We start from the raw sequence: 25,233 nt of genomic DNA on the forward strand, positions 1-25,233 counted from the left end.
CGGGCGGGTGAGCGGGGCGTGCATACACCTCGTGACCAGGGTTACCCGACGGTTACCCGCTTTCCGGCGAAGGGAGAAGGCCATGTACGCCCCGATGAGACTCCACCACATCGCTCCCCGGCTCACGACCGGGGTGCTCATCCTGCACTCGGGCCTGGGTAAGCGCCACGCCGACGAGCAGACCGAGCAGGGGCTCCATGGCATGGCGGCCGGGGCGTACCCCTGGTTCCGCGGGATGTCACCGCATCGGTTCACCCGGCTGCTGTCCTGTGCCGAGGTGGCTCTGGGCGCGGCGCTCCTGTCGCCCCTGGTGCCCACCGCCGTCGCCGGGGCCGGGCTCACCGCCTTCGCCACCGCCCTGGTCGGGCTGTATCTGCGCACCCCCGGCACGCACCAGAAGGGCAGCCCCCTGCCCACCCCGGAAGGGCTTCCGATGGCGAAGGACTTCTGGCTGCTCGGCATCGGTCTGGGGTTTCTCTGCGACCGCCAGGCGTGGACGCGGCCCTGCCTGGCGGTGTGCCGGAAGTGATCCGCCGAAGTGATCCGCCGGTGATCTTCCGTGGCAGCCGGCCGGCGGGTCAGGGGGTGTACGAGGCGTCGCGTGCGGTGCGTACGACGGCCTCGCTGTCACCCACGCGTCCACCGTGGCGGCCGCCTGCCGGACGAGTCCGGCCTTGGTGGCGACGCTCAGGCGTCTGGACAAGGCGTTCCAGGCATTCTTCCGCCGCATCAAGGCTGGCCGGGCCCCCGGATACCCGCGCTTCAAAGGTGTCGGGCACTTCGACACGGTGGTCTTCCCGAAGGACGGCGACGGCTGCCGCTGGGACTCCACGCCACACGAGACTCACACCCGCGTACGTCTCCAAGGCGTCGGGCATATCCGGGTGCACCAGCACCGACCGGTCAAGGGCCGCGTCAAGACGGTCGGCGTCAAGCGGGAAGGCCGCTGCTGGTACGTCATCCTCGCCTGCGACCAGGTGTCCGCCGAGTCGCTTCCCGCTACCGGGTCGATCGTCGGCATCGATGTGGGTACGGTGCACTTCTTCACCGACTCCAGCGGCAACCACAAGGAGAACCCGCGCTTCCTGGAGACAATGAAGCACCGGGCTGCCGCCCGAAAGATCGCGAAGATCCACGCGAAGATCCGGCGGCAGCGCCTCGACCACAACCACAAGGCCGCGAACGAACTGATCCGCGACCACGACGTGATCGGCCACGAACGGCTGAACGCAGTAGGCATGACGAAGGCGCCCGCGCCCAACCCCGAACACGGACAAGGCTGACAGCGCCGGTCGCCGAGTGATTCCGGTGGACGCCCGCAACACCTCTCGCCCATGCCCCGAATGCGGGCACGTCAGCGCGGAGAACCGTACCACCCAAGCGAAGTTCGAGTGCACCGTGTGCGGGTTCGTTGCGAACGCCGACCACGTGGGAGCGCTGAACGTGCCGGGGGCGGTGCGGCGGCCCGTGCCGCCCCCGGCCCGCCCGTCAGGCGTTGGGGTCGAACGGAATCCCGGACGGCTTGGCCTTCGCGAGATGGGCGTTGAAGTTGCCGTCCTTGAGGCCGAAGGTGGCGCTGCCGAAGTCGGCCTGGCTCAGCTTGTCCCGGATCCCCGCGGGGTAGCCGTTCCAGCCGACCAGGGTGGGGAACTGCCAGGTGTGGTAGTGGTTCTCCGGCGGCTCGTCATTGGAGTTCGCGGCGCGGAAGGCGTGGGTGCTCAGGCCGTCCTTGTGGTAGACGACCTTCGGGTGCGTTCCGTCCCAGCGGATCTGGTCGCGGGTGTGGACGTTGAAGTTGCCGTGGGCGGAGGTGGAGACGTACTGCGCCTGGTTGTTCTGCACCCACACCACGACGTGTTCCCAGTCGTGGCGGTGCCCGCCGATGGTCGCCTGGTCCTTCTCGAAGTAGAGGCCGTAAATGATCGCGCACCAGCCATTGTTGCACTTGTAGCGCGCGTAGCCGTTGGTGTTGTCGAGGTCGGACTGGTCGTGGCACTGTCCGTTGGGGTTCCCGGACGGGTTGAGGCCGCCGTTGAGGGTCCCGTCAGGGCCGATGGCGGGGGTCGGGTAGCAGCCGTCCGTGTCGTAGTCGAAGGCCGGCTGGAACGTCTGCTCCATGCCGTCCGCGTTGCCGGGCAGCGCCTTCGGGGGGTCGGCGAGCGCGGTGCCGGGGAAGGCGATGACCAGCGCGACGGCGCTGCCGAGGATGAGCGGGACCTTGCGGATGCGCGACCTTCTCTTCACTGCGTCCTCCTGAAGGACCGGGGGGGTGTGGGGCAGGCCGTTCAGTGTTGGCATGCACCAGTCAGCATCCTGCCACGCGACGGAGTCGCAAGTGGCGACAGATGGCGCAGGGGTGAAGAGTCAACCAATGTGGAGTGCGGGGGAGTTGGGGTCGATCAGACGGCGGACCAGCCGTTGTCGACGGGCAGGACCACGCCGTTGACGTTGGCCGCGGCGTCGGAGGCGAGGAAGACGATGGCGGCGGCCTGCTCCTCGGCGGTGGCAATCCTGCCGATGTTGCCGGCGTAGGCGCCGATCACGGCCGGGCCGTGAGCCCCGGGCCGGGCGTCCACCCGGATGGCGGTCGCGGTGCCGCCCGGGGCGATGGCGTTGGTGCGGATCCCCTGGTCGCGGTACATCACGGCGAGCGACTTCACCAGGCCCACGACCCCGTGCTTGGAGACGGTGTACGCGGCACCGGCCGCACTGCCGCGCAGGCCCGCCTCGGAGGCGGTGAAGACGATCGAGCCACGGCCCGCGGACACCATGTGCGGCAGCGCGGCCCGGGTCAGCAGGAACGGCGCCGTCAGGTTCACCCGCATGACGCGGTCCCACTCGGCGTCGTCGGTGTCCGCGACGGCCGAGAGACGGTCCATGATGCCCGCGTTGTTGACCAGGACGTCCAGGCCGCCGAACGCCTCCACGGCCGTGCTTACGACCCGGTCCACCACCTGCTGGTCGGCGAGGTCGCCGACCACCGCGCGGGCGGTTCCCCCCTCGGCCGCGATCGTCTCGACGACCCCCTCGGCCCCTTCCTGGTCGAGGTCGGCGACCAGTACCTTCGCCCCCTCCCGGGCGAAGGCGAGCGCCGTGGCCCGGCCGATCCCCGATCCCGCTCCGGTGACGACGACGCTGCGCCTTTGAAGGCCGATGCTGCTCACAGGGGGCTCCCTTCCCTCGCCTACGGCTCCTCCGCATGCGGCACGGACGGGACGGGCTCTCCGTGGTGCGCCCGTCCCGCGGGTCACCCTAGAGGTTTTTGACACTGACTGCCATAGTGGCAGCAGGGGGCGAAAAGGTGCGTTGCCCGGAGGCCGGCGCCGACCGCCGCGGGGTCCGAAACCGCTGGTTAGACCGTCCGGCAGTAGGGAGCGCGGGTGAAGGAGCGGGTCGAGGGGCAAGCATGGGCGTGCCCTGTGAGGAGAGCGCGCGGCTCCCCCAGCTACCGCTGGGCGGTACCCCCTGCGTGCGACGAGCGGGGTGCGGCTGGGGGCACCTCCCAGCGTTAGCTGGGGGAGCCGCCCATCGGCACGCGACGCCGCGGGCCCTACTGTCGGACGGTCTTAGGGTGGGAACCCACCGGGCATCGCCCACGAACAGCGGAACGGGGAACCACTGTGAAACAGCCTGGAGCGCGGGCCGCCGCGGCGACCGGCACCCCCCGGCCGACCGGCCGTCCGCCGCTGACCGAGCGGCGCAAGGAGGCCACCCGTCTGGAGATCGCGCATGAGGCGGTGCGGCTGTTCGGCGAGCGCGGGGTGGCGGCGACCTCGGGCGAGGAGATCGCCCGCGCCGCCGGTATCTCCCCCCGCACGCTGTGGCGCTACTTCCCCTCCAAGGAAGAGTGTGTACGTCCGCTGCTGGCCGCCGGTCTCGAGGCCGTGGCCCGACGGCTGCGCGACTGGCCCGCGGACCGCCCCCTCTGCGACGGGATCCAGTGGGATCTGCCCTCGGCCGCCGAGCCGTCGGAGGTGCCCTCCGCGATGCGCCGGCTGATCGGGTTGCTTCCCGGGGAGCCGGGGCTGCGCGCCGTCTGGCTCCAGGTCCACCACGACGCCGAACCCGTCTTCACCGAGATCATCGCCGCCCGCACCGGAGCGGACCCCGCGGATCTGCTGCCCAGGCTCAAGGCGGTGATGCTCAACGGGGCCCTGCGGGTGGCCGCGGAGGAGTGGGCCGGGCGCTCCGCGGAGGCGGACGGGGCCGCCGACGCCGAGGTGTTCCGGCGGGCGGTGCTCAAGGCCACCGAGGGTCTGGCCATCTGAGGCCCTGCCCGGCGGGGTGCCTGCCCGGCAGGGCCCGCCGCGGGTCAGGAGCGGCCGGTGACCGGGGCCAGCCACAGGCCGACGATCGCGTCGATCAGGCCGGTGGCGGCGTCGTGCCAGGTGGCGCGGGGCGTGGGGGAGTTCTCGGCGAGCGCGCGTTCACGCTCGGCGCTGATGTGCAGGATGAGCTCGCGCGCCATGATGCCGCGCTCGGCGCTGACCTCCGCCGGCAGATCGGGCAGGCACCGGTTCAGCCCTTCGATGACCTGCGGCAGCGACGCGGAGGACAGCGACTCCTCGACGATGATCTCGTGCAGCGCCGGGTCGGTCATCACCTGGGCGCAGAACCGCGCGTACCACGTCGGGCTGCCCAGGTCCGCCAGATGCTCGGGGACCGGGCGCACCAGGCAGGCCACCCAGTCGCGTATGTCGTCGGAGTCGCCGATCTCGGCCAGCAGCCGGCCTCGGATCCGCTCGATCTCCCCGGCGTGTTTGCGCGCGATCGCGCGCACCAAGTCGGCCTTGGTGCCGAAGTGGTAGCCGACCGCGGCGTTGTTCCCCTGCCCCGCGGCCTCACTGACCTGGCGGTTGGACACCGCGTACACCCCGCGCTCGGCGAACAGCCGCTCCGCCGCGGTCAGGATGAGCTCCCGCGTCGCGCTGACCTGTTCCGCCCGTACCGTCCTGCCCGCCATGATCACCACCGCACCGGGACTTCGCGCCGCCCCGCGACGGCCAGTCCCTCGAGCCGCCGCGGGTCCTCCACCGCAACAGCGGGTTCCAGGGAGGAAAGCCTACGCAACCCCACCCACCCATTTTAGTCAAGCAGCTGACTTAAATTCCTGTGCGTTCCCCAGGTCCTCGGATCCTCAGGCCGCGCCGCGCTCCGGACAGGGCGGAACGTCGGCGATATCGGCGATGTCGGCGATCCGGGCGGCAACCAGCTCCCGGAGGGCGGCGGCCGGCGGCCGCTCCTGGCACAGGAAGACATGGCCTCCGGCGAACTCCCGCGGCTGCGGCGGGGACGGCGTGCTCAGCCGCCACCGCTCCGATTCCGCCGCCGACAGACTCCGGTCGCCGCGGCCGGACCACACGTGGTAGTCCGTCCGGCCACCCGGCGGCACGGCCGCCGGTTCGTGGTACGTGTCCATGAGGTGCAGATCCTGGCCGAGCATGGTGACCGCGAGGTCGAGCATGTGCGGATAGTCGAACAGCTCAGGGGGGCAGCCGCCGTGGCGCCGCAGCTCCGCGGTGAGCTCCTCCCGCGTCCTGGTCAGGAACGGGGCGCGCGGATGCGTCGCGACCCGTGCGGTGGTCACCGGGGACCGGGCCCCCGAGAGCACCACGTCCCTGAGGTGGTGGCGCTGCCCGTCGGGCAGCTCCGCGACCAGGGCGTGGGCGAGGAGGGCGCCCACGCCGTGCCCCACCACCACGGCGGGCCGGTCGACCCAGCTGCGGAACGCCGGGAAGAGCCGCTTCACCGCGTCGTCGAAGCCGCGTGCCGGGGGAGTGTCGGCCAACTCCCCCCGGCCGTCCAGCTCGAACGCGACCGCGGCGCACCCCGGCGGCAGTGCCCGGGCGAGCGGGAGCATGGAAAGCGCGGTCGCGCCCGCGTAGTGGAAGAGGAACACTCTCAGTGGCAGCCGGGGGTCACCGATCAGGAGGTGACCGTCGACAATCCTGATGCGCATGCCATTCCCCCTGTTTGTGGATGTATCGCAATTCCATGAATGACCGTGCGGCGGTCGGCGGGTAATACGGGCAAGCCGTACTCGGTATTCATCCGGGCAGCCGGTGAATTCGCTTGGCGCATACCGCGGGAGGTCTTGTCCGGCGTCATGGAAAATCCTTTACCGAAACATCACTCAGCTTGGTCAGGAGTCGTGATGGACTAAGACGATGCGCCGTGGATATCCGAGCGGTTTGGAAACCCCCCGCCCCGTCCCGGATCCGTGCGTCCGCCCTGGACGCACAGTGCCCGACTGTCCGGTGACGCCCCCCTGCCCCCGTCGGCTGGTCGGTTCCGGACCATGCGAGCGAGCCGATCCTGTAATACGCCCGCCGGTACTGTCAACTAAATCAGCAGACCAGGGCCGCATCTTCCCCATATGGGGCCATCCCGGGTCGATCGGTTCCAGTTTTCTGGAACCGGCGCCGATGAAACGGCCCCGGCCGTTGTGCGGTTCGCTTAGGATCCACGGGTATGTCGCCCCCGCAGCAGAACCCCGAAGAACGTTCGCGGATGTCAGGACGTCATGACGCGGCGGAGTGCTTCTCGCGACGCCTTCAGCGCCTCCAAGAGGTCATCTACCCCGCGGACTTGGGCCGGCCGTACACGGAGCGTGAGATCGCCGAAGCCGTCGGGATGTCGGTGAGCCAGATCAGCAACCTGCGCAACGGCCGCTCGGTGCCCCGGGCGGACCGGGCGGTCGCGCTGGCCACCTTGTTCGGGGTGCGCGTGGAGTACTTCTTCCTCCCCGGCGAGGACCGCTACACCCGCGACGTGGAGCGGCACTTGCGCGCCATCGAACAGGAGCGGCGCGGCGAGCCGGTCGGCCACCGCGACCGCGCCGCCGGCGGCTCGGCGGCCGCGGACACCGAGCTGTTCGACGACGACCAGGTCCGTCAGATCGCCGAGGGCGTCGCCGTGCTGCCCCACGACATGCGCGAGACCGTCCACGCCCTGGTGGACCAGCTGCGCCGCGCCGTAGGCCGCCCGCACAAGTCCCGTGAGAGAAAGCCGTGGTGAACCGGCCATCCTCCGAACCCTCCGTGGTGACCTCCTGACAGCGCGGCGAAGGAAAGGACGACAGCGTGGGCATGCGGTCAGAACGGCGCCGCGTCCGGTCCCTGTTGAGGGAGCTCGGACTGCCGCCGCATCCGACCCTCGCCGAACTGCACGCCGCCTACGAGGCCCGTACCCGGCGGACGCTGCGCCTGATCGAACAGGACGTGGCCCCCGGCGAACCGACGGGCAGGTTCGAGCAGTACCTGACGCAGGACCTCATCTACTACCCCAAGCACACCAGCCGAGCCCATCAACTGCTGGTTGTCTGCCATGAACTCGCGCACCTGCTGCTCGGCCACATCCCCCGGCCCGACGCCATCGACCCCGCCGTGGTGCGCCGCGTACTGGGGCGCTCCCACTACGACGACCCCACCGAACACGAGGCCGAGACCATCGGCACGCTGCTCTACCAGCAGCTCAACCTCGCCCCGGTGGACGGTCCGGCCGCGCGGCTCGCGCCGTCCCTGATCCACCGGGAGGGGCGCCATGTCTGACCCCGGCGACATCCACACCCTCGGCTACTTCGCCGTCGGCGCCGTCATTTACGGGCTGGCGGCCTACAAGGCACTGGCCTGGGCGGTCGAACGGATCCCCAGCCTCCTGCTGATGGCCGTGGGCGCTCTGTTCGCCGGCACCGGCTTTCTCGCCGCCGCCCCGACGGTCTACCGGCGGATCGGAGAGGCCAGCGGAGTCCCCCATCTGGCGACCCTCGTCGTCTACACCGGAATCACCGCGTGCTGCGGATGCATCCTCGTACTGGCGCTGTTGTGGTCACCTCGGCGACTCGCCGCCGGGGGAGGCGGCCAACCGCCCACGGGGACCGGCATGCGAGACGCCCTGCGCCGCGTCCTGCCCGGCTATGGCGCCGCCATCGCCGTCATGACGGCGTTGTTCCTCTCCGCCGACCTGCCGCCCGGCGAACGGCCCTTGACCTTCGACACCACCTTCGCGGACCGCCCGCCCGTGCTCGCGTTCCTGCTGGTGTATCAGGCGGCGTTCGGAGTGGCGCTGTGGTCGATGGTGAGCGTGTGCTGCCGACGCCTGAAGGACGTGCACGACCCGATCCTGCGCTCCAGTCTCCGACTCCTGGTGATCGGCTGCGTCTGCGTCGGAAGTTACGGCGTGTGCAAAGTCCTGGCCATTTTCGGCGCGGTGCTCGGATCCGACACGCTGGACACCCTGAGCACCGATGTGGGCCCCGCGCTGGCCTCCCTCGGCGGAGTGATCACGTCCGCGGGATGGACCCGTGCCGCAGTGCGGGCCCGGCGGCGGCGCCGGCGTGACTTCTACGCGCTGGAGACCCTGTGGACCACCGTGACCCAGGCCGACCCCGGTGTCATCCTCCACGGCCCACCCTCCGGATCCGCCTGGGAGTTCCACGCCCTGCGCCGAACCCACGAGATCCGCGACGGACAGCTCGCGCTGCGCCCCTGGACCTCGCAGCACATCGTGAACGCCACGCGGCGCCTCACCGAGAAACACGGCCTGGACGCACGGGACCGTGACGCACTGGCCGCGGCCGCGGGCATCAGGGGAGCGCTGGAGGCGCTGCGTTCCGGGCGGCCCCCGCGGCAGCCGTGCGAACGGCTGCCGGGAACGGACGTACCGCCGCAGGGCGAACGCGGACATCTGGTCGCCGTGGCCCGCCAACTCGACAGCCCCCTCATCGACCGGATTCTGGCCGAGGCGGAGAAGTGAACCAGGCGCCCGGCCCCGTATGGTGGGTCGGTCATACGCCGTTCAGCGTTTGCTCTTCCGACCCGTTCCCAGCGTGAGGTTCCGGTGTACACATGGCTCGCCCTCGGCATGCCCGATCGTGCCTCCTGGCTGATCCTCCTGGGCTTCCTCGCCGCATTCACCGTGCTGGTCTGGCTGAGCGCGCGGTTGATCAGATCCCAGGGCGGTGTACGCGGCGCCTGCCGCCGTATCGTCTGGGAAGTGCGCATGACGCGACGGGCGTTCGCCGAGCCCTTCCGCGTCTTCAGCCGTCACCGCCGCTGGGCCAGGATCCTCTCCGGCTATCTCGCCGACCCTGCCGCGCCCGGCCGGGCGCTGGCCGCCCTCGACCACGCCGACTCCACCGCCGATAACGGCTGTTACGCCCTGGCGGTGCAGCTGAACCCGGCCCGCGACCGGGTCCGGGTCATCCTCGCCGGGCGCGACCCGCTGGCCCCCGCCGGGCCCTGGGAGCGGACCGCCGCCGACCCGGGGGAGTGGACCTGGTCGGCCCAGGCCGCCTCGGTCGAGGCGCCCGAGGGCCCTGAGCGCCTGCTGCTCGCCCTCGGCGTCGACCGACGGCTGCCCGGCGCCGTGCTCGTGGACTGGCTGCGCGGCCCCGCCGCCCTCGCCGTCGAAGGCGATCCCCCCGCCGCGCGCGGGATGGTGCAGGCCCTGGCCGCCCAGATCGACCAGCTGCCGGACGGCCCGCCGGTCCTGGTCGCCCGCGGTGTGCACCCCCGCCACCACGGCTCGGAACTCGACGCCCTCCTCGACGAGTTGGAATCCGACCTGTCCGCCGAGGCCCCGGTGACCCCGGTCGTCGTGTGCTGGTCCCCGACCCCGGAGCAGTCCGCCCGGCTCTCCGAACTCACCGCGGCCGGACGCCTCCGGGCCCTGGTCGGCGGCCGCTTCCCCGGCGCCTGCTGGACGCTCCACCTCGAGCCCGGCGGCCGCCTGCTGGCCCCCGGTCTCCACCTCGACCTGGAGTCCGCCGCCCTGCCCCGGGCCATCGCCCGCTCCATCCGCCGTGGCCGTCGGCGCCCGCCCGCCGGGACCGTCCTGTCGGGCCCTGGCGCGGCGGTGCGGGACGCGGTGCCGGCCGCCGAGCCCCGGACGGATGCCGCGGTCCCGCGGGACGTGCCCGACGAGGGGGCGGCCCGGCCCCACGGGGCCTTGACCGAAGCCGACTTCGCGGCCGACTTCGCCGAGCCCGCCCCGGCTCCGGCGCGTCCGGCGGCGCAACCGGCCCCGGCTCCGACTCCCGTTCCGCGTCCGCGCGTCGAGCCGGACTTTGCCGAACCCGAACCCGAACCCGCCCCCGCCGAGCCGGACGAGCGCCCGGGACCGGCACGGGAACGGCCATCCCCGGCAGCCGACATCACCGAGAAGCCTGAGAGAACCGAGAAGGCCCAGCCTGCCGGGACGGCCGAGCCCGCCCCGGCCCCGGCCGAAGTCCCCGAGGACGACGGCGATCTCGCCGAGCCCGCCCCCGCCGCGCCGCCCACCCGGTCGGTCGGTGGCGTCTCCGCCGCATCAGGCACGACCGACGAACGGACCTCTTCGCAGCCGTGAGACTTTTTGTGAGCGTTGCCGACAGCGACGTCGTGCTCGACACCAGCGGAACCACCACCGCCCGGGCCGTCGCCGTCCGTCTGGCCGAGATGGGTTATGCCACGGGCCCCGAGGGCACCGAACTGTTCCTCGGGGACCGGCAGCTGCCCGCCGAACTGCCGCTGGCGGCGGCCGGCGTACGGGACGGGGCCCGGCTGGGGCTCGGGGCTCCGGCGCCGGGGGACGGGGGCGCGTACGGGCCGGCGCGCGAGGAACTGCCGCCGCCCTCGCGGTCCGCCGACGGTGAGCGGTTGCCGCGCGGCCCCCAGGTCGAGCTTCAGCTCGTGGGCGGGCGGGGCGCGGGGCGCGTATGGCTGCTCCGCCCCGGTACGTACACGGTGGGCCCGGAGCCCGGCAGCGCGGTGCGGCTGGAGGGCCGCGACGTGCCGTCCGCCGGGATCCGGGTGACGGTCCGCCCGGACGGCGGCGTGCTGCTGAACCCCGGTCAGGCGGGCGCCGCCGTGGCGCTGTCGGCGCCCGAGCCGCCGCCCGAGCGGCCGCGCGCCGACGCCGCCCCGCTGCCGCCCGCTCCGCCGCCCCCGCTGCCGGACCCGGACGCCGACCGGCATGAGCCGGTGCCGCGCGGCTGGAGGGAATGGCCGCTGGACAGCGAGCTGGTCTTCGGGGAGTACCTGCTGCGGGTCGCGGAGCCCACCGAGGCCGACGCGGCGGTGACGGCGTCGGCCGACGGCGCGTATCTGGACTTCAACCGGCCGCCGAGGATCATTCCGCCGCTGACGCCCGAGCGGTTCGTCCTCCCGGCACCGCCGACCCCGCCGTCGCGGCGGTCGATCCCGGTGCTGGTGGTGGTGGCGCCGATGTTCCTCGGCATCGCCATGGTGACGTTCCTCGGGTCGTACTTCTATCTGATGTTCGCGATCTTCAGCCCGTTCCTGGCCGTCGCGAACTATGTGACCACCCGCCGCAGTGGCCGGCGCGAGTATCTGGCCGGGGTGGCGAGTTACCGCGCGCGCCGCGCCTCGCTGGAGGCGGACGTCCTGGAGAAGGTCGGGCGCGAGCGGCGGCTGCGGGTCGCCGCCGGGCCCGATCCGGCCACCACCGGGCTGTGGGCCGTCGGGCCCGGCGCCAGGCTGTGGGAGCGGCGGCGCGGCCACCCGGACCACCTGGCGCTGCGGGTGGGGACGGTCGGCCAGTCCTCCCTGCTGACGATCGACGACAGCTCCCGGGAGGACAACCACCGGTCGGTGAACTGGCGGATCCCGGACATGCCGGTCCAGGTCGACCTGTGCGCCGACGGCGTGGTCGGCATCGCGGGGGAGCGGGACGCGGCCCGGGCGCTGGCCCGCTGGGCGGTGGCCCAGGCGGTGGTGTTGCACAGCCCCCGGGACGTACGGGTGACCGTGCTCACGGACATGGCGGGGGCGTCCGCGTGGGAGTGGGTGCGCTGGCTGCCGCACGCGCGCCCCGGGCGCGGCGGGGTGGCGGGGGCGCGCTCCGGCGGCCCGTCGGTGACGGTCGGCAACGACCCCGAGACCGTCGCCAACCGGGTCTCCGAGCTGGTTTCGGCCATCCGGTCGCGGATGCGCGCCCGGGACTCCGCGATGAGCGGAGCCCTGCTGAGCGAGCCGGACCTGGTGGTGGTGCTCGACGGGGCGCGGCGGCTGCGCGATGTGCCCGGCGTGGTCCAGGTGCTCAAGGAGGGCCCGGCGGTACGGGTGTTCCTGATCTGCCTGGACCAGGAGGAGCGGATGCTCCCCGAGGAGTGCGTCACCGTCTGCGCGGTGGGCGCGCGCGAGCTGACGGTGCGCCGCACCGGCAGCGCCGATGTGACCGGCATCCGCCCCGACCAGGTGGACACGGACTGGTGCGAGCGGATCGCCCGCTCACTGGCGCCCGTACGGGACGTCACACCGGACGGCTCGGACGGCCTGCCGGACCAGGTTCGGCTGCTCGGGCTGCTGGACCTGGAGCCGCCCACGGCCCCGGAGCTGGCCCGCCGCTGGGCCAAGCGGCCGGCGTCCACCGGGGCGCTGCTGGGCGTCGGCTACACCGGACCGGTCACCTTCGACCTGATCAAGGACGGCCCGCACGGGCTGATCGCGGGCACCACGGGCGCCGGCAAGTCGGAGCTGCTCCAGACGCTGGTGGCCTCGCTGGCAGCGGTCAACCGGCCGGACGAGATGACGTTCGTCCTGGTCGACTACAAGGGCGGCAGCGCCTTCCAGGACTGCGTACGGCTGCCGCATGTGCTCGGCATGGTCACCGACCTCGACAGCCATCTGGTGGAGCGGGCGCTGGCCTCGCTGACCGCCGAACTGGTCCGGCGCGAGCGGGTGCTGGCGGAGGCGGGGGCGAAGGACCACGGCGAGTACCGGGCCATGCGGCGGCGCGATCCGGCGATGGCCCCGCTGCCCCGGCTGCTGCTGGTCATCGACGAGTTCGCGACGCTCGCGCGCGACGTCCAGGAGTTCGTCCCCGGACTGGTCGGCATCGCCCAGCGCGGCCGCTCCCTCGGGCTGCATCTGCTGCTGGCAACCCAGCGGCCCGCCGGCGTGGTCACCGCCGACATCCGGGCCAACACCAATCTGCGGATCGCGCTGCGCGTCACCGACGCGATGGACAGCCAGGACGTGCTCGAGGTCAACGACGCGGTGACGATCTCCAGCGCCACCCCGGGCCGGGCGCTGGCCCGGATCGGCCACCGCTCGGTGCTGCCGTTCCAGACGGCCTTCGTGGGCGCACCGCGCCAAGACGACAACGCTGACGCCGCCGGGCCCGCCCAGGCCGAGGCGCCCGAGGCCATGGTCTGGGCCGCCGAGCTGACCTGGTCGCTGCTGGGCCGCACGGCGGCCGAGCCGGGCCCCGCGCACGAGGCCGAGGACGACCCGCTGCCGCTGGGCGCCGATGAGGTGCCCACCGATCTGACGGCGCTGGTGGAGGCCGTACGCGAGGCCTCGGCCTCGCTCGCCATCGCGCAGCAGCCCAGCCCGTGGCTGCCCGCGCTGCCGCAGTCGATCACCCTGGAGGAGCTTCCGGTCCGCCCCGACCGGCCGGGCGCCGGGCTCGCGTCGGTGCCGTGGGCGCTGGCCGACCTGCCGGGCGCCCAGCGCCAGGAGCCGCTGGAGCTGGACCTCTCCCGCTTCGGGCACCTCTACATCATCGGCACGCCGCGCTCGGGCCGCTCCCAGGCGCTGCGGACCATCGCGGGCGCCCTGGCCCGCCGTCACTCCTGCGCCGACGTCCACCTCTACGGCATCGACGCGGCGGGCGGCGCGCTGGCGGCGCTGAACGATCTGCCGCACTGCGGCGCGGTGGTGCCCCGGGCCGACCTGGAGCGGCTGAACCGGCTGCTGGCGCGGCTCATCGCCGAGATGGGGCGCCGGCAGGAGTTGCTCACCTCGCACGGCGCGGCGAATCTGGCCGAGCTGCGCTCGCTGCTGCCGCCCGCCGAGCGCCCCGCCCACACGGTGCTGCTCATCGACGGCTGGGACTCGCTGACCGCGCTGCTCGGCGACCATGACGGCGGGCGGCCGGTGCAGGAGCTGACGGCGCTGATCCGCGAGGGCGCCCCGATGGGCCTGCATGTGATCGCCACGTCCGAACGCGCCCTGCTGTCCGGCAAGGTGGCCTCGCTGAACGACGAGCGGCTGCTGCTCCGGCTGACCGACCGCAGCGAGTACATGCTGGCGCAGATCCCGGCCAAGCAGATCCCGGCCGTGGTGCCGCAGGGGCGCGGCTGGCGCGGCGGCAGCGCCACCGAGGTGCAGGTGGCCCTGTTGAGCGCGGCGGGCGCCGGGCGCGACCAGGCGGAGGCGCTGCGGCGGATCGGCGACGAGGCCGCCCGCCGGGACCGCGAGGTGCCCGCCGCGCGGCGCCCGGTGAAGGTGGCGAGCCTGCCGAAGCGGGTGACGTTCACCGACGCCTACGAGAAGGTGCCCACCGGGATGCGCCGCCCGCTGTGGGGGCTGCTCGGGGTGGGCGGCGACGACCTCGGCCCGGTCGGGGTGGACTTCGCGGCGGACGCCCCGTCGTTCATGGTCAGCGGGCCGCCCGGGGCGGGCCGCTCCACGGCGCTGGCGAGCCTCGCGGTGTCGCTGCTGGCGGGCGGGGCGCGGGTCGTGGCGCTCACCCCGCGCGAGTCGCCGCTGCGGGGCCTGGGCAGGCATCCGCGGGCGGTGGTCATCGAGTCGCCCGACCCGGGCGCGGACGAGGTGCGGCAGGCGCTGGAGGCCGAGGCGGGCCCCGTGGTGGTGCTGGTGGACGACGCCGACCTGCTGGCCCAGATGCCGTCCGCCGACTCGGTGCTGCGGGAGATCGCGTCGACCGGCCGGGACCGCGGCCAGGGGCTCGCGGTGGCGGCCACCGCCGAGACCCTCACCTCCGCGGGCATCGGCTGGCTCGGCCAGGTCCGCCGGGTCCGCAAGGGCCTGCTGCTGTCCCCGCAGTCGCCGGGGGAGGGCGATTTGCTGGGCGTACGGGTCCCGTACGACCTGCTGCGCGGGCGGCCGGTGCCGGGGCGCGGGCTGACCGTGGACCCGGTGACTGGGGCGCTGGTGTCGGTGCTGGTCCCGGAGACGGTGCTGCGGTCCGACGGCACCGGCTGACCCGGCCGGGCCGCCCTGGCCGGGACGACCCGGGCTCCCGCTCCTCGGCGAAGCGGGAGCCCGGCGGGCGCCGGGTCAGCCGTTGTTGGTGCTGGCGGCGATGTCCTTGTCCATCTGCTCGACGGACTCCTTGATCTTGGTGAACTGGGTGGCGAAGCTGTTGATGCTCTCCACCGCCTGCTGGAGCGAGGCAGTCAGCTTCTCGTAGGAGGCCTTCATCGCCGGGCTGCTCTGCTGCATGAACAGGCCGTTGTCCAGCAGCCCCTCCACCGAGGTCTTGGTGGACAGCAGATGCGGGTTGATGTCGTTGACGGCCTGGTTCATGACCCCGGAAACGCGCATGATCTCGGCGTAGTCGAGGTTGATGTTGCCTGCGGGCATGGTGTGGTTCCTGCCTTGTCTAGTCGTCTTCTTTCGGGACCCAGCCGGAGTTCTGGTCCGCGTGGTCGCTGGTCCACTCCTCCTTGCGGCCGTCCGTCTCCACCGTGCGGGTGCCGCTGCCGTCCTCGTGGACCTCGATCGTCTCGATCACCTCATGGCCGTTCACATCGAGCGAGGACGTGGTCGTGCCGTGCACGGTCTGTTCCTCGCCGTCGTCGTCGGGCCCCGTGGTGGTGTAGGTCGTGGTGGAGTCCCGGTGGCCGGTGGCGGAGTTGTAGTCCGAGGTCGTGGTCCCGGTGGTGGTGGACTGCTTGCCGTCCGGGGTCTTGGTGGTGCTGCTGAAGGTGTCCGTGGTGTTCTTGTGGTCCCCCGATTCGGTGGTCTGCGAGTTGCCGGTGGTGTTGGTGACGTTGCCGTAGACATCGGTGGCGGTCGAGTCGTACGTGCCGTCGGGGTGGTAGTTGGTGGTGTCGGTGGAGGTGAGCCCGCTGCTGGTGGTGATCGTGGTGGTGATCTTGGTGGGCTTGCCGTCCGGGCCGTACTCGTAGGTCGTGGTGGTGGTGTTGCCATGGCCGTCGGTGGTCGACCACTGGCTCTCGCGCTCGCCCGGCGGCTTCGGCGCGTGCGGGTCGTTCGGGTCGACGTACCCCTTGGCGACCGCCTCCTGCCAGTCGTCCCAGATCTCCTTCTGCGTGCGGTAGAGATCCGCGGCCAGCGACGCCTCCTGCTTGCTGGCCTCCCCGGCCAGCCGGAAGTCCCAGTCGGCCCAGCCCTTCGCGACGCCCTCGTACAGGTTGTGAAGCTTCTCCAGCTTCTCCTCGGAGCGCTTGAACGAGCCCTTCCAGACCTCGTAGTACGCCTGGATGGCGTAGGAGACGCCCCCGCCCACCTGCTCGGTGGTGTAGTTCTGATTGCCCTCCCGGGCCTGCTTGACTTGCTCCTTGAGGCTGTTGGCCTTCTGCGCGACCTGGTTGAGCAGCTCGTAATCGACGACGATGTCAGGCACGGTCCCCCCTGGGTCGGCTCGCTACGGTGCACACATTTCCACCGTGGCCGACGGCCCGAAAGCGTGGTCCCGTTCAGGAATCAACCAGCTCTGACGTACCGTTCATTCCAATGAACCGCTTTCGCCCGTCGGTGCGCTACGCCAGTGTAGGCGCCCACCGATGAGGCGCCGGAACCACAGCTGACCGTCAGGGGGAGGAGCAGCGTGCCGACCCGTCCCGGCGACTGGAGTGCGCTCGGCCTCGGCGGTGACCCGGTCCCGGGTGACCCTGCCATGCTGAACACCATCGCCGACACCATGCGCGACCTGGCGACCTCCGCCGGGGTCATCAACACCGGGCTGCGCGAGCTCCAGACCACCGCGGGCGACGGACAGCGGTTCATCGGCGTCACCGCCGACCGGCTGCGCGAGATGGTGGACAGCCATCTGTACAACTTCGTCGGGCATGTCGAGGAGTCCTTCCGCAAGGCCGAAAACGCCATCCGCGTCTACGCGACCGCCGTCGAGACCGCTCAGGGCGAGGCCGACCAGGCGCTCTCCACCGCCCAGGGGCTGGCCGAGGACGATCCGCAGCGGCAGCCGCTCACCCAGCGCGCCGAGGACGCCCGCACCGACGTGTCCAACGCCGCGGGCGAGCTGCGCCGGCAACTCCATGACGCGGGCGAGCTGATGGTCCAGCCGGTCAGCGACTGCGACCTGTTCTGGGAGGCGTTCCAGTGGCTGACGATCATCATCTCGGTGATCGCGGTCTTCACCGGCGGCATCCTCGGCATCATCGCCTGGGGCATGAACGCCGTCCTGCTCATCAAGACCATCGTGGACTTCAGCCAGGGCAAGGCCAGCGGGCTCGAACTCGGTCTGGCCTTCCTCGGCGTGCTCTTCCCCACCACCAAGGCCATCAACGTCGGCGCCATCATCAAGGGCCTCGGCAACGGCCTCAAGGGCGTGGTCGGCGGCCTGACCGGCGCGGGGCGCGGCCTTTTCGGCCAGATCAGCCACTTCTCCTCGCTCACCGGCCTGCCCAAGATCGTCGTGGCCCCGATGGTGATCGGCGCCCATCTCGCCCCGCTGGTCAAGATCGACGTCATCGCGCTGGGCAAGGGCTTCGGCAACGCCCTGAAGGGCGGCTGGAACAGCGCGCTCGGCGCGATCGGCAGCGACTGGGCGCGCGTCACCGCCTCCTCGATCGGCGCCTGGGCCAAGGCCGGTGCCTACTCGCTGGCCAATCTCCAGCGGCTCGCACGGGTCGGCGCCGCCACCATCCTCCCGCTGAACTTCACCGAGCTCAGCGTCCTCGGCATCGGCGGCGCCGCCCGGCTCGCCTTCGGCGAGCGCGTTCTCGGCATCGCCCAGCCCGAGTTGCACGCCCTGCTCGCCAACGCGGGACGTACGGACGCGGCCCTGCACGGCATTCCCCCGGTGCAGACCGGCCCCGGCGCCCTGGTGCCCACCGGGCTCATCCGGCCGCCCGGCGCGTTTCTGCCGGGGGGCGGCCTCCACCTCGGCGGCCTCGGTACGGGCACCCTGGGGGGCGTACCGCTGACCCCGCTGACCGAGTTGCCCACCGTCAACCTGGGCGCCCTGACGCCCCAGGGGCTCGGCGCGTCCCACGGCCTGACCACCGCGCCGCTGCCCCACGGGATGACCACCAGCCCGGGCGGCCTGGTCGTCCCGGCCGCCCACGCGGCGCCCGGCGGCCACGGCCTCCAGACGCTCCATCAGATGGACTTCGCCGCCGGCCACGTGCGGCTGGACAACAATCTCCTCCTGCCCGGCAACACCGCCATCGACCTGCTGCGCGACGCCCACACCCCGTCCTCGGTGTCCCACACCGGCCAGGAGTCCGTGCCCGGCCTGGTGTCGGCCGGGGGCGTGTCCGACGGGGTCACCATGGCACGCGGCGCCGTCGGCCACGCCGAGGCGCTGAACGATCTGACCTTCCCCGAGCTGAACGCCCTCGCGCATGGGGACGTCGCCGTCACCGCCATCCGGGGCGACGGCATCACCCTGCGGATCGGCGACGCGGCCCCCCGGACGGTGGACGCGCACACGGTCGCGGGCACCGCCCCGGTGCCCACCGGCGCGGCGGCACCCACGGCCCACGCGGGCGCTCTGGCCGCGACCCCGCCGCCGGGGGTCGTCGGGGGCCACGCGCCGGGCGCCGCGCACACGGTCGTGGGCAGTGGCCCGGTGGCCGCCGGGGTCGTCGGTGCGACGCCCCCCGCGGGCGTTGCCGGGAGCCACACGCCCGGCGCCGCGGCGCACATGGCGCCGGTGGGCACCGGGGCGCACGGCCCAGGCGCGGCGGCCCACGCGGACCCGGGCGTCCACGCCGCCCCGGGCACGCCCGCGCCCGCGGGTGTGCACGCGGGCGCGGCGAGTGCGCCGCCGGGCGCCCCCGGGCGCGGCGCGCCGGTCGGCACCGGCGCCGGCGCTGCCGCCGCGCCGCCGGGCGGCGCCATCCGCGTCCCGGAGCCGCTGTCCGCCGCCGCCGCGCACGACCTGGCCATGGACCTGCTGCGCGGCGAGCGCGCCGCGCCACCGCCCCCGGCCGCGTCGTCGTCGGCGGCATCGGCGGCGTCCTCGGCGGGCGGGCTCAGCGCGCGGTCGGCTCCGCCGCCCGGCGGTGTGTCCGCGCGCGGCCCGCTCGACGCCGCCGGGAGCGGCGGCGCCAAGGGGGTGGGGGACGCGCTGGACCTCGTCGCACACCCCGGCCGCCCGCCCGAGACCACCGCACCGCACACCAAGCTCGCCGAGACGGGCGAGACGGCCGTACAGCCGCCCCCGCCGTACCGGGAGGCGACGGCCGATATGCCGCCGCCGTACGGCTCGCCGTCCCCGGACAAGGGCCGGTTCGGCGGGCTGTCCCCCATGGCCGCGATCAACCAGCGCATCCGGGAGACCCACCAGCTCATCATGGGCGGCACCAGCGGCTCCGAGGCCGCCACGCGGCTCAACGCGTGGGCGTCGTACGAGCGCGCCCTGTCCGATCTCGGCAAGGCCGAGCGGCAGGTGGAGCTGACCACGCCCCCGCCGGGGCAGGGCGGCTCCCGGGGGCCGTCCGCCGCACAGCTCAGCGCGCTGGACAAGCTCGGTGCGGTCCGCGTGCGCGTTGACGCGGCGGAGTCCCGGCTGGACCGGCTGGGCATCGATCCGCGCGGCACGCGCCGGCAAATGCAGGCCATCACCGTCCAGATGTTCCACGAGCGGGGCGGACTGCCGGGCGGCACCCGGCACTCGCCCTCCCCGTCCGACATCTCCATGGATGGAACGCCTCCGCCGCCGTCCCCGGAGACCCAGACTGTGGACGATGTCATGGACGACATCACCGACGCGACGGACCCGGGCACGCCGCGCGGCACCTTGCCGGACCAGACCCCCGAGCCGGGCGCGATGGACGTGGACCCGCCCCCGGCCGCGCCCCCGGTCGGCCAGGCCGTCACCGCCCCGACCGGCGGCGCCCACGTCTGGCCCCCGCCTGGCGCCGTGCCGGGCGGCGCCACCCCGGCGCACACCATGGTGAACGACGCCTTCATGCAGCTGACGAACGGCGGCCACGCGGGCATGACGGGCGCGGACTACATGACCTGGGTCCGCGCCATCGAGACCCAGCCGCGCGAGCTCGGCTTCGTGGTCACCGCGATCGTCCGGTTCGACCAGCTCGGCGACGGCCTTCAGGGCTTCCTGAACGCCCTCACCCACCGACTCAACGGCTTCGACGGCCGGATCGGCGTGGTGATCGGGGTCAACGGCTCCCACGCCCAGCTGCCCGCGATCCGCCAGGCCATCGCGGACGCCCTCGGCCAGACCACCTTCGGGCATCCGCTGGCCCTGGTGGCCACGCCGCTCGGCCCGTACCCGGCCGGCCACTTCGTCTACGGCACGGCGCGCAACCTCACGCTCGACAGCCAGGCCACCCATCACATGGTCCGCTCGATGATGGCCGACAATCTGCACCCGTACCACGCGATCATGGACTTCGACAACTACCCCCACCTGGTCCCCGGCGGCCAACACGTCTTCGAGTACTGGGAGGGCGCGCTGAAGGTCGTGGAGGACGGATACGAGGTGGGCAACCCACTGCGGCCGCTGATGATGGCGGGCGGCTACCGGGCGCCCGAGCTCCCGCCCGTCGGCAGTGCCGACCGGCTGATCGACGACACCCGGGCCAGGCTCGAGAACCTGACGCTGAAGGAGCGGAAGAACCCCAGGCCCCCGCTGGAGGACATGCGGCTGGAATTCATCCGCCGGATCGAGCAGGACATGCGGATCCGCGACCGGCTCACCGGCCTCCACCCGCAGCTGGCGTACGGCCCCGAACCCAACCTCTTCGTGGACGCCGCCGCGACCCTGCTCACCGACGATCTGATCCGGGTGCGGTTCGGTCTCGGCGGCGCCGAGTTCGGCGAGCTGAGTGAACGGCTCAACCGGCTGAACGCCTGGGAGCTCGACCAGTCGCTGCGCATCCCGTCGGGGAACATCGGGCAGCGGGCGCTCGATGAGCTGCGCACCCTGCGCGAGATGCATGCCGCGAACAACACTCTGCCGCACCGGGGCGTGCCGTATCTGACCAGGTTCCGGGAGGCGTCCACCGAGACCGACCTGTCCCGGCTGATGAAGACCTGGTACGACGAGGGCAAGCTGCCGCAGGACCACGCCGGTCTCAAGAACCCCCTCGACCGGCTGTTCAGCCGCGACGAGCTCGGCGCGGGCCAGAACAGCCAGGCCGCCCGCGAGGGCATCGAGCTGAAGCCGGTTCGCGACTCCTTCAAACAGACCATCAGGGGCGGCAATTGGAACGACCCCCTGTGGCCGGTCCACCACCCGCCCGGCGAACTGCCCAGCTCCCGGCTCGCCGCCGACCTGTCGGCGGCGCTGGACGACAGCCTGGGGATCGTGGGCAAGAATCGGGTGGGTCTCGCGGTGTCCGCCCGGGTGCCCGGCGACGGGCGGCTGTTCGCGGGCATCGACCCCGAGCAGATGCGGCTTGCCGCGCAGTCCCTCGCGCTCAGCCACGACGAGGGCTATCTCGCCCGTCATCTGGCCTACTTCAACCGTGAACACCTGGTGCGCGGACAGCTCCCCACGGCCCCCGGCACCTTCTTCCACGCCCTTCAGCAGGCGGCCCGGGCCACCGGGGATCTCTCGTTGCACCCGCTCCAGATGATGCGCAATCTGGTCGGGCGCGCCTTCCAGGACCTGCGGCAGGGCGGCGCCAACTCGCTCGGCCGGATGCTGGACCAGATCAACGCCGCCGGCGTCGACGTCGAGAGGTTCTTCCCACGGCTGGTGGACGGCAGGCTGCACCCGCCGACGGCCGACTTCGCGACGTTCCGCGCCGCAGGAGGCGCCCTCGCCCACGACCCGGCCCGGGGCGCCCTGCTGACCCAGTACGCGGCGGCGCTCGGCCGGGACATCCGGGTCACCGCCGGGGACGGGACCACCTTCACGGTCGAGGCCGTCGGGGTCGCGGCCAGAAACCGCCGACCGACCCTCGAGCTCACCTGGAACTCCGGCCCCGACGGCAGCGGCTGGTCGGCGCACGTCCCCGACCAGCCGCTTCCGAGGCGCGGGGGCGGCCGGCGCGGTGCCGGGGGCGGGGGCGGACAGGACGGCGGGAACGCACCCACCCCGAAGGGCAAACGCCCGCGCGGCGCGGACACCTCGGGCTCCGTCGACGCACCCGGGCCGGCCAAGCGCCCCCGCGCCGCCCAGGACGGCTCCACCGGCCCCGCGCCCACGGGCAAGGGGAAGGGTAAGGGCAAGGCGCGGGCCACCCGCGCCCCCGAGCAGCCCGCCCCGCCCGTTCCGCAGCTCCCGCAACTTCCGCAGCTCCCGCCGCCCGTGGCCCCGGCCGCACTGACCGCCGCCTACCAGGCCGTCGCGGGCGCCCAGACGGCTCTGCGCCGGGCGACAGAGTGGCGCCAGACCGTCGAGGCGCTCCCCGGCCGGGCGGCCGGGGGAAGTTCCGGGCCGAGCGAGCTCGAACGCGCCCTGGCCGCGGAGCAAGAGGCATTGGCCATGCTCGACGAGGCCCAGGCGAGACTGGACCGGCTTCAGCCCCCAGGCCCCGGAAACCCCCGGCCGCCCGGCTCGTTCGGAGGTAGCGCATGACGTCCCTCGGCCTCGACGCCCCGGTGCGCCTGGTCTCGGCGCATGGGCACCAGCCCTACGGGACCATCGCCGCGGCGCTGCGGGACGCGGCGGACGGCGACGAGATCCGTATCGCCCCCGGCCGTTACGAGGAGACCGTGCGCATCGCCGGCCAGGTGACCCTCACCGCGGCGGACCCGGACGGCGACGACACGCCCGCGCCCGACGGCCCGCCGCCGGGCGCCGCCGTGACGCTCGCCGCGCCCGCGCCAGGCCGCCCCGCCCTGGAGGTGCTGCCCGGCGCCCGGTTGACGCTGCGCGGGGTGACCGTGCGCGGTGCGGCCGCGGACCAGCCCGCCGCACTGCTCGCGGGCGGCGCCACGGACTGGACGGGAGGCGGGGTGCGGCACGGGCGGCTGGAGGTCCGCGGGGACGCCGCGCTGAGCATGGCCGACGCGGTGCTGTCCGGCGCCGCGCTGGCCGGGGTGCTGCTCCGCACCACCGGCGCCGTCCACCTCACCGGCTGTCTGCTGGCGGACATCGACGGCACGGGTCTTGTGGTCGGCGGCACCACCCGAGTGGAGCTGGTGCGCACCGAGATCCGGGCCGCTGCGGGCTCGGGCATCCGGGCGCGCGAAGACGCCCGCGTGGTGCTGCGCGGCTGCCTGGTCGACCGCCCCGGCCGCAGCGGGCTGCTCACCGAGGACCGGGCCGCGGCCCTGTTGGCGGACTGCCGGGTCCGGGACGCCGGGGGCGAGGCGGTCCGCGCGCTGGGCAGCTCACCGCTGCCGGAAGCCCCCGACGCCGACGACGCCACCGGCGGCGTCGTGCTGCGCGGCTGCGAGCTGACCGGCCCCGCGGCCGACGCCATCGGCGTGACCGGCCCGGCGCAGCTCCAGGTCACCGCGTCCGTGCTGCGCGACTGCGCGGGCTCCGGTGTGGCGGCGGGCGACGGCGCCCTGGTGCGGCTGGCCGCCGTGACGGTCGTACGCACCGGGTCCACGGCGCTCGGCGCCTACGGCTCGGCCCGGCTGACCGGGCGCGAGGTGACCGTACGGGACTCGGCCGCCAACGGGCTGCTGGCCACCGGCACCGCGGCCGTCGACCTTGCCGACAGCGAGCTGACCGGCTGCCGTTACAGCGCGGTCCACCTGGGCGGGCGAACGGCCGCCTCGCTCACCCGGGTGCGGGCGGGGGACACCCCCGAGCACGGGGTGCACGCGGTCGACGAGGCCGCCGTGACGCTCACCGACACCCGCCTCGCCGACTGCGGGATGTCGGGCCTGGACCTGGCGGGCGCGGCCCGCGCCGAGGCGTCCGGGCTCGCCGTGACCCGCTGTCTGGGCGGCGTCACGGCCGGGGCGGACGGCCCGCTGCGGCTCACCGACTGCGAGGTGACCGACGCCGGGCGGGCCGGGATCACCCTCGGCCGCGGCGACGCGGAGGTGTCCGGCGGCCGGATCCTGCGGCCGGGCACCGCGGGCCTGGTGTTCACCACGGGCGCCACCGCGCGCGTCACCGACACCGAGATCCGGGAGGCGACGGGCTCCGGGCTGGTCGTGGCGGGCGAGGCCGCGCCGCGAGTGACCGGCGTACGGATCGTCAGGCCCGGTAAGAACGGCCTGATCGTGGACGAGGGCGGCGTCGGGGTCTTCGAGGACCTGGACATCGTCCGGCCCGGCTTCCCGGCGGTGCACCTGGCCGAGCGGGCCGCGCCCGCGCTGCTCCGGGTCCGGGTCCGGGACGCCGCCGAGGACCTGAGCGCCGAGCCCGGCGCCCGGCCGGAGGTGGTGGACTGCGTCTCGGTCGGGGTGAAGTCCGCGCGGTGGCCCGCGCCGGAGACCGCCGGGGGAGCGCCGGGGCGGAAGCCCGCGGGGCCCGGGGGCGGGCAGGTGTCCGCGGCGACCGAAGCGCCGCAGGACGCCCCCGCGGCCGAGGAGAGCCTGGAGGAACTGCTCGGCGAGCTGGACCGGCTGGTCGGCCTGGCCCGCGTCAAGCAGGATGTGTCGTCCCTGGTCAAGCTGATGCGTACGGTGCAGCGCCGGGAGAGGGCGGGGCTTGCCGCGCCACCGCTGAGCCGCCATCTGGTGTTCGCGGGTAACCCGGGCACCGGCAAGACCACCGTAGCCCGGCTGTACGGCCGGATCCTGGCCGCCGTGGGGCTGCTGGAGCGCGGCCACCTGGTGGAGGCCGACCGCTCCTCGCTGGTGGGCGAGTACGTCGGCCACACCGGCCCCAAGACCCAGCGGGTGTTCCAGGAGGCCATGGGCGGGGTGCTGTTCATCGACGAGGCGTACTCGCTGGCCCCGGCCCAGGGCGGGGGCGGCAACGACTTCGCGCAGGAGGCCATCGCCACCCTGGTCAAGCTGATGGAGGACCACCGGGACTCGGTGGTGGTCATCGTGGCGGGCTATCCGAACGAGATGGAGCGCTTCATCGACTCCAACCCCGGCCTGTCCTCCCGGTTCAACCGCACGCTGATGTTCGAGGACTACGACACCGAGGAACTGCTGCGCATCGTGGAGCGGCACGCCGCCTCGCACCAGTACGATCTGACCGACGCCGCCCGCGCCTCTCTCACCGGCTACTTCGAACTCCTGCCGAGGGACGGCAGGTTCGGCAACGGCCGCTCCGCCCGGCAGGTGTTCCAGGCCATGACGGAGCGGCAGGCGTATCGGGTGTCGGAGATCGAAATCCCCTCGGAGAGCGAGCTGATGACACTCTCCGAACTCGATGTGCCCGAGCTGCCGGAGTCACCGCGATGACCGCAGCACCCCGATCGACGAACGACAGCTCTCAGAA

15 protein-coding genes and 1 pseudogene are annotated in these 25,233 nt (G+C 73.3%); 10 read left to right on the forward strand and 6 right to left on the reverse strand.

The window, feature by feature from the left end:
• The first annotated feature begins 82 nt into the window (after positions 1-82).
• Both ACH4S9_RS33200 and ACH4S9_RS33205 read left to right on the forward strand, forming a co-directional pair.
• Complete coding sequence (locus ACH4S9_RS33200; protein ID WP_311723219.1) at positions 83-529, forward strand: hypothetical protein; 447 nt, start codon at positions 83-85, stop codon at positions 527-529.
• A gap of 151 nt (positions 530-680) precedes the next feature.
• Positions 681-1,446 (forward strand): annotated as a pseudogene (locus ACH4S9_RS33205) (RNA-guided endonuclease InsQ/TnpB family protein); the annotation flags it as partial.
• Positions 1,447-1,488: 42 nt separating this feature from the next.
• Here ACH4S9_RS33205 and ACH4S9_RS33210 read toward each other — a convergent pair.
• Positions 1,489-2,244, reverse strand: a complete 756-nt coding sequence (locus tag ACH4S9_RS33210; protein WP_311723218.1) for an NPP1 family protein — start codon at positions 2,242-2,244, stop codon at positions 1,489-1,491.
• A gap of 155 nt (positions 2,245-2,399) precedes the next feature.
• Positions 2,400-3,164 (reverse strand): SDR family NAD(P)-dependent oxidoreductase, encoded by a 765-nt coding sequence (locus tag ACH4S9_RS33215; RefSeq protein WP_311723217.1) that lies wholly within the window; start codon positions 3,162-3,164, stop codon positions 2,400-2,402.
• 456 nt (positions 3,165-3,620) lie between these two features.
• Between ACH4S9_RS33215 and ACH4S9_RS33220 the strand changes: the two genes are divergently transcribed.
• Positions 3,621-4,268, forward strand: coding sequence for a TetR family transcriptional regulator (locus ACH4S9_RS33220; protein WP_311723216.1), 648 nt, complete (start codon positions 3,621-3,623; stop codon positions 4,266-4,268).
• A gap of 44 nt (positions 4,269-4,312) precedes the next feature.
• Here ACH4S9_RS33220 and ACH4S9_RS33225 read toward each other — a convergent pair whose 3' ends face one another.
• Positions 4,313-4,963: a helix-turn-helix domain-containing protein gene (locus ACH4S9_RS33225; RefSeq protein WP_358845015.1), complete on the reverse strand. Its 651-nt coding sequence runs from the start codon at positions 4,961-4,963 to the stop codon at positions 4,313-4,315.
• Positions 4,964-5,137: 174 nt separating this feature from the next.
• Positions 5,138-5,959, reverse strand: a complete 822-nt coding sequence (locus ACH4S9_RS33230; RefSeq protein WP_385350785.1) for a thioesterase II family protein — start codon at positions 5,957-5,959, stop codon at positions 5,138-5,140.
• A 551-nt stretch (positions 5,960-6,510) separates the two neighbouring features.
• Here ACH4S9_RS33230 and ACH4S9_RS33235 point away from each other — a divergent pair.
• The 5 genes from ACH4S9_RS33235 to ACH4S9_RS33255 all read left to right on the forward strand — a co-directional run bounded on the left by ACH4S9_RS33235 (position 6,511) and on the right by ACH4S9_RS33255 (position 14,951).
• Entirely contained in the window at positions 6,511-7,017 is a 507-nt protein-coding gene (locus ACH4S9_RS33235) for a helix-turn-helix transcriptional regulator (RefSeq protein WP_311723213.1), read from the forward strand.
• Between the two features lie 71 nt (positions 7,018-7,088).
• Positions 7,089-7,550, forward strand: coding sequence for a hypothetical protein (locus ACH4S9_RS33240; RefSeq protein ID WP_311723212.1), 462 nt, complete (start codon positions 7,089-7,091; stop codon positions 7,548-7,550).
• Complete coding sequence (locus tag ACH4S9_RS33245) at positions 7,543-8,754, forward strand: MAB_1171c family putative transporter (RefSeq protein ID WP_398375275.1); 1,212 nt, start codon at positions 7,543-7,545, stop codon at positions 8,752-8,754. The genes ACH4S9_RS33240 and ACH4S9_RS33245 overlap by 8 nt, the downstream gene beginning before the upstream one ends.
• Before the next feature lie 84 nt (positions 8,755-8,838).
• Positions 8,839-10,347: a hypothetical protein gene (locus ACH4S9_RS33250; protein WP_398375277.1), complete on the forward strand. Its 1,509-nt coding sequence runs from the start codon at positions 8,839-8,841 to the stop codon at positions 10,345-10,347.
• Positions 10,348-10,355: 8 nt separating this feature from the next.
• Complete coding sequence (locus ACH4S9_RS33255) at positions 10,356-14,951, forward strand: FtsK/SpoIIIE domain-containing protein (RefSeq protein ID WP_398375278.1); 4,596 nt, start codon at positions 10,356-10,358, stop codon at positions 14,949-14,951.
• 75 nt (positions 14,952-15,026) lie between these two features.
• Here ACH4S9_RS33255 and ACH4S9_RS33260 read toward each other — a convergent pair whose 3' ends face one another.
• Together ACH4S9_RS33260 and ACH4S9_RS33265 are read right to left on the reverse strand one after the other, a co-directional pair.
• Complete coding sequence (locus ACH4S9_RS33260; RefSeq protein WP_311723208.1) at positions 15,027-15,332, reverse strand: hypothetical protein; 306 nt, start codon at positions 15,330-15,332, stop codon at positions 15,027-15,029.
• Between the two features lie 19 nt (positions 15,333-15,351).
• Positions 15,352-16,338: a hypothetical protein gene (locus ACH4S9_RS33265; protein WP_311723207.1), complete on the reverse strand. Its 987-nt coding sequence runs from the start codon at positions 16,336-16,338 to the stop codon at positions 15,352-15,354.
• A 204-nt stretch (positions 16,339-16,542) separates the two neighbouring features.
• On the opposite strand from ACH4S9_RS33265, the gene ACH4S9_RS33270 reads away from it, so the two are divergent.
• Positions 16,543-22,452 (forward strand): putative T7SS-secreted protein, encoded by a 5,910-nt coding sequence (locus ACH4S9_RS33270; RefSeq protein ID WP_398375281.1) that lies wholly within the window; start codon positions 16,543-16,545, stop codon positions 22,450-22,452.
• Positions 22,449-25,196: a right-handed parallel beta-helix repeat-containing protein gene (locus tag ACH4S9_RS33275; protein ID WP_398375283.1), complete on the forward strand. Its 2,748-nt coding sequence runs from the start codon at positions 22,449-22,451 to the stop codon at positions 25,194-25,196. Before ACH4S9_RS33270 ends, ACH4S9_RS33275 begins: the two co-directional genes overlap by 4 nt.
• Positions 25,197-25,233 lie beyond the last annotated feature (37 nt).

Origin of the sequence: Streptomyces sp. NPDC021225 (genome assembly GCF_044332865.1) — a bacterium.
Taxonomy (GTDB): domain Bacteria; phylum Actinomycetota; class Actinomycetes; order Streptomycetales; family Streptomycetaceae; genus Streptomyces.

Coding starts and splice junctions, on each gene's coding strand:
- ACH4S9_RS33200 (WP_311723219.1), top strand. CDS start 83: ATGTACGCCCCGATGAGACTCCACCACATCGCTCCCCGGCTCACGACC.
- ACH4S9_RS33225 (WP_358845015.1), bottom strand. CDS start 4,963: ATGGCGGGCAGGACGGTACGGGCGGAACAGGTCAGCGCGACGCGGGAG.
- ACH4S9_RS33230 (WP_385350785.1), bottom strand. CDS start 5,959: ATGCGCATCAGGATTGTCGACGGTCACCTCCTGATCGGTGACCCCCGG.
- ACH4S9_RS33235 (WP_311723213.1), top strand. CDS start 6,511: ATGTCAGGACGTCATGACGCGGCGGAGTGCTTCTCGCGACGCCTTCAG.
- ACH4S9_RS33240 (WP_311723212.1), top strand. CDS start 7,089: ATGCGGTCAGAACGGCGCCGCGTCCGGTCCCTGTTGAGGGAGCTCGGA.
- ACH4S9_RS33245 (WP_398375275.1), top strand. CDS start 7,543: ATGTCTGACCCCGGCGACATCCACACCCTCGGCTACTTCGCCGTCGGC.
- ACH4S9_RS33260 (WP_311723208.1), bottom strand. CDS start 15,332: ATGCCCGCAGGCAACATCAACCTCGACTACGCCGAGATCATGCGCGTT.
- ACH4S9_RS33275 (WP_398375283.1), top strand. CDS start 22,449: ATGACGTCCCTCGGCCTCGACGCCCCGGTGCGCCTGGTCTCGGCGCAT.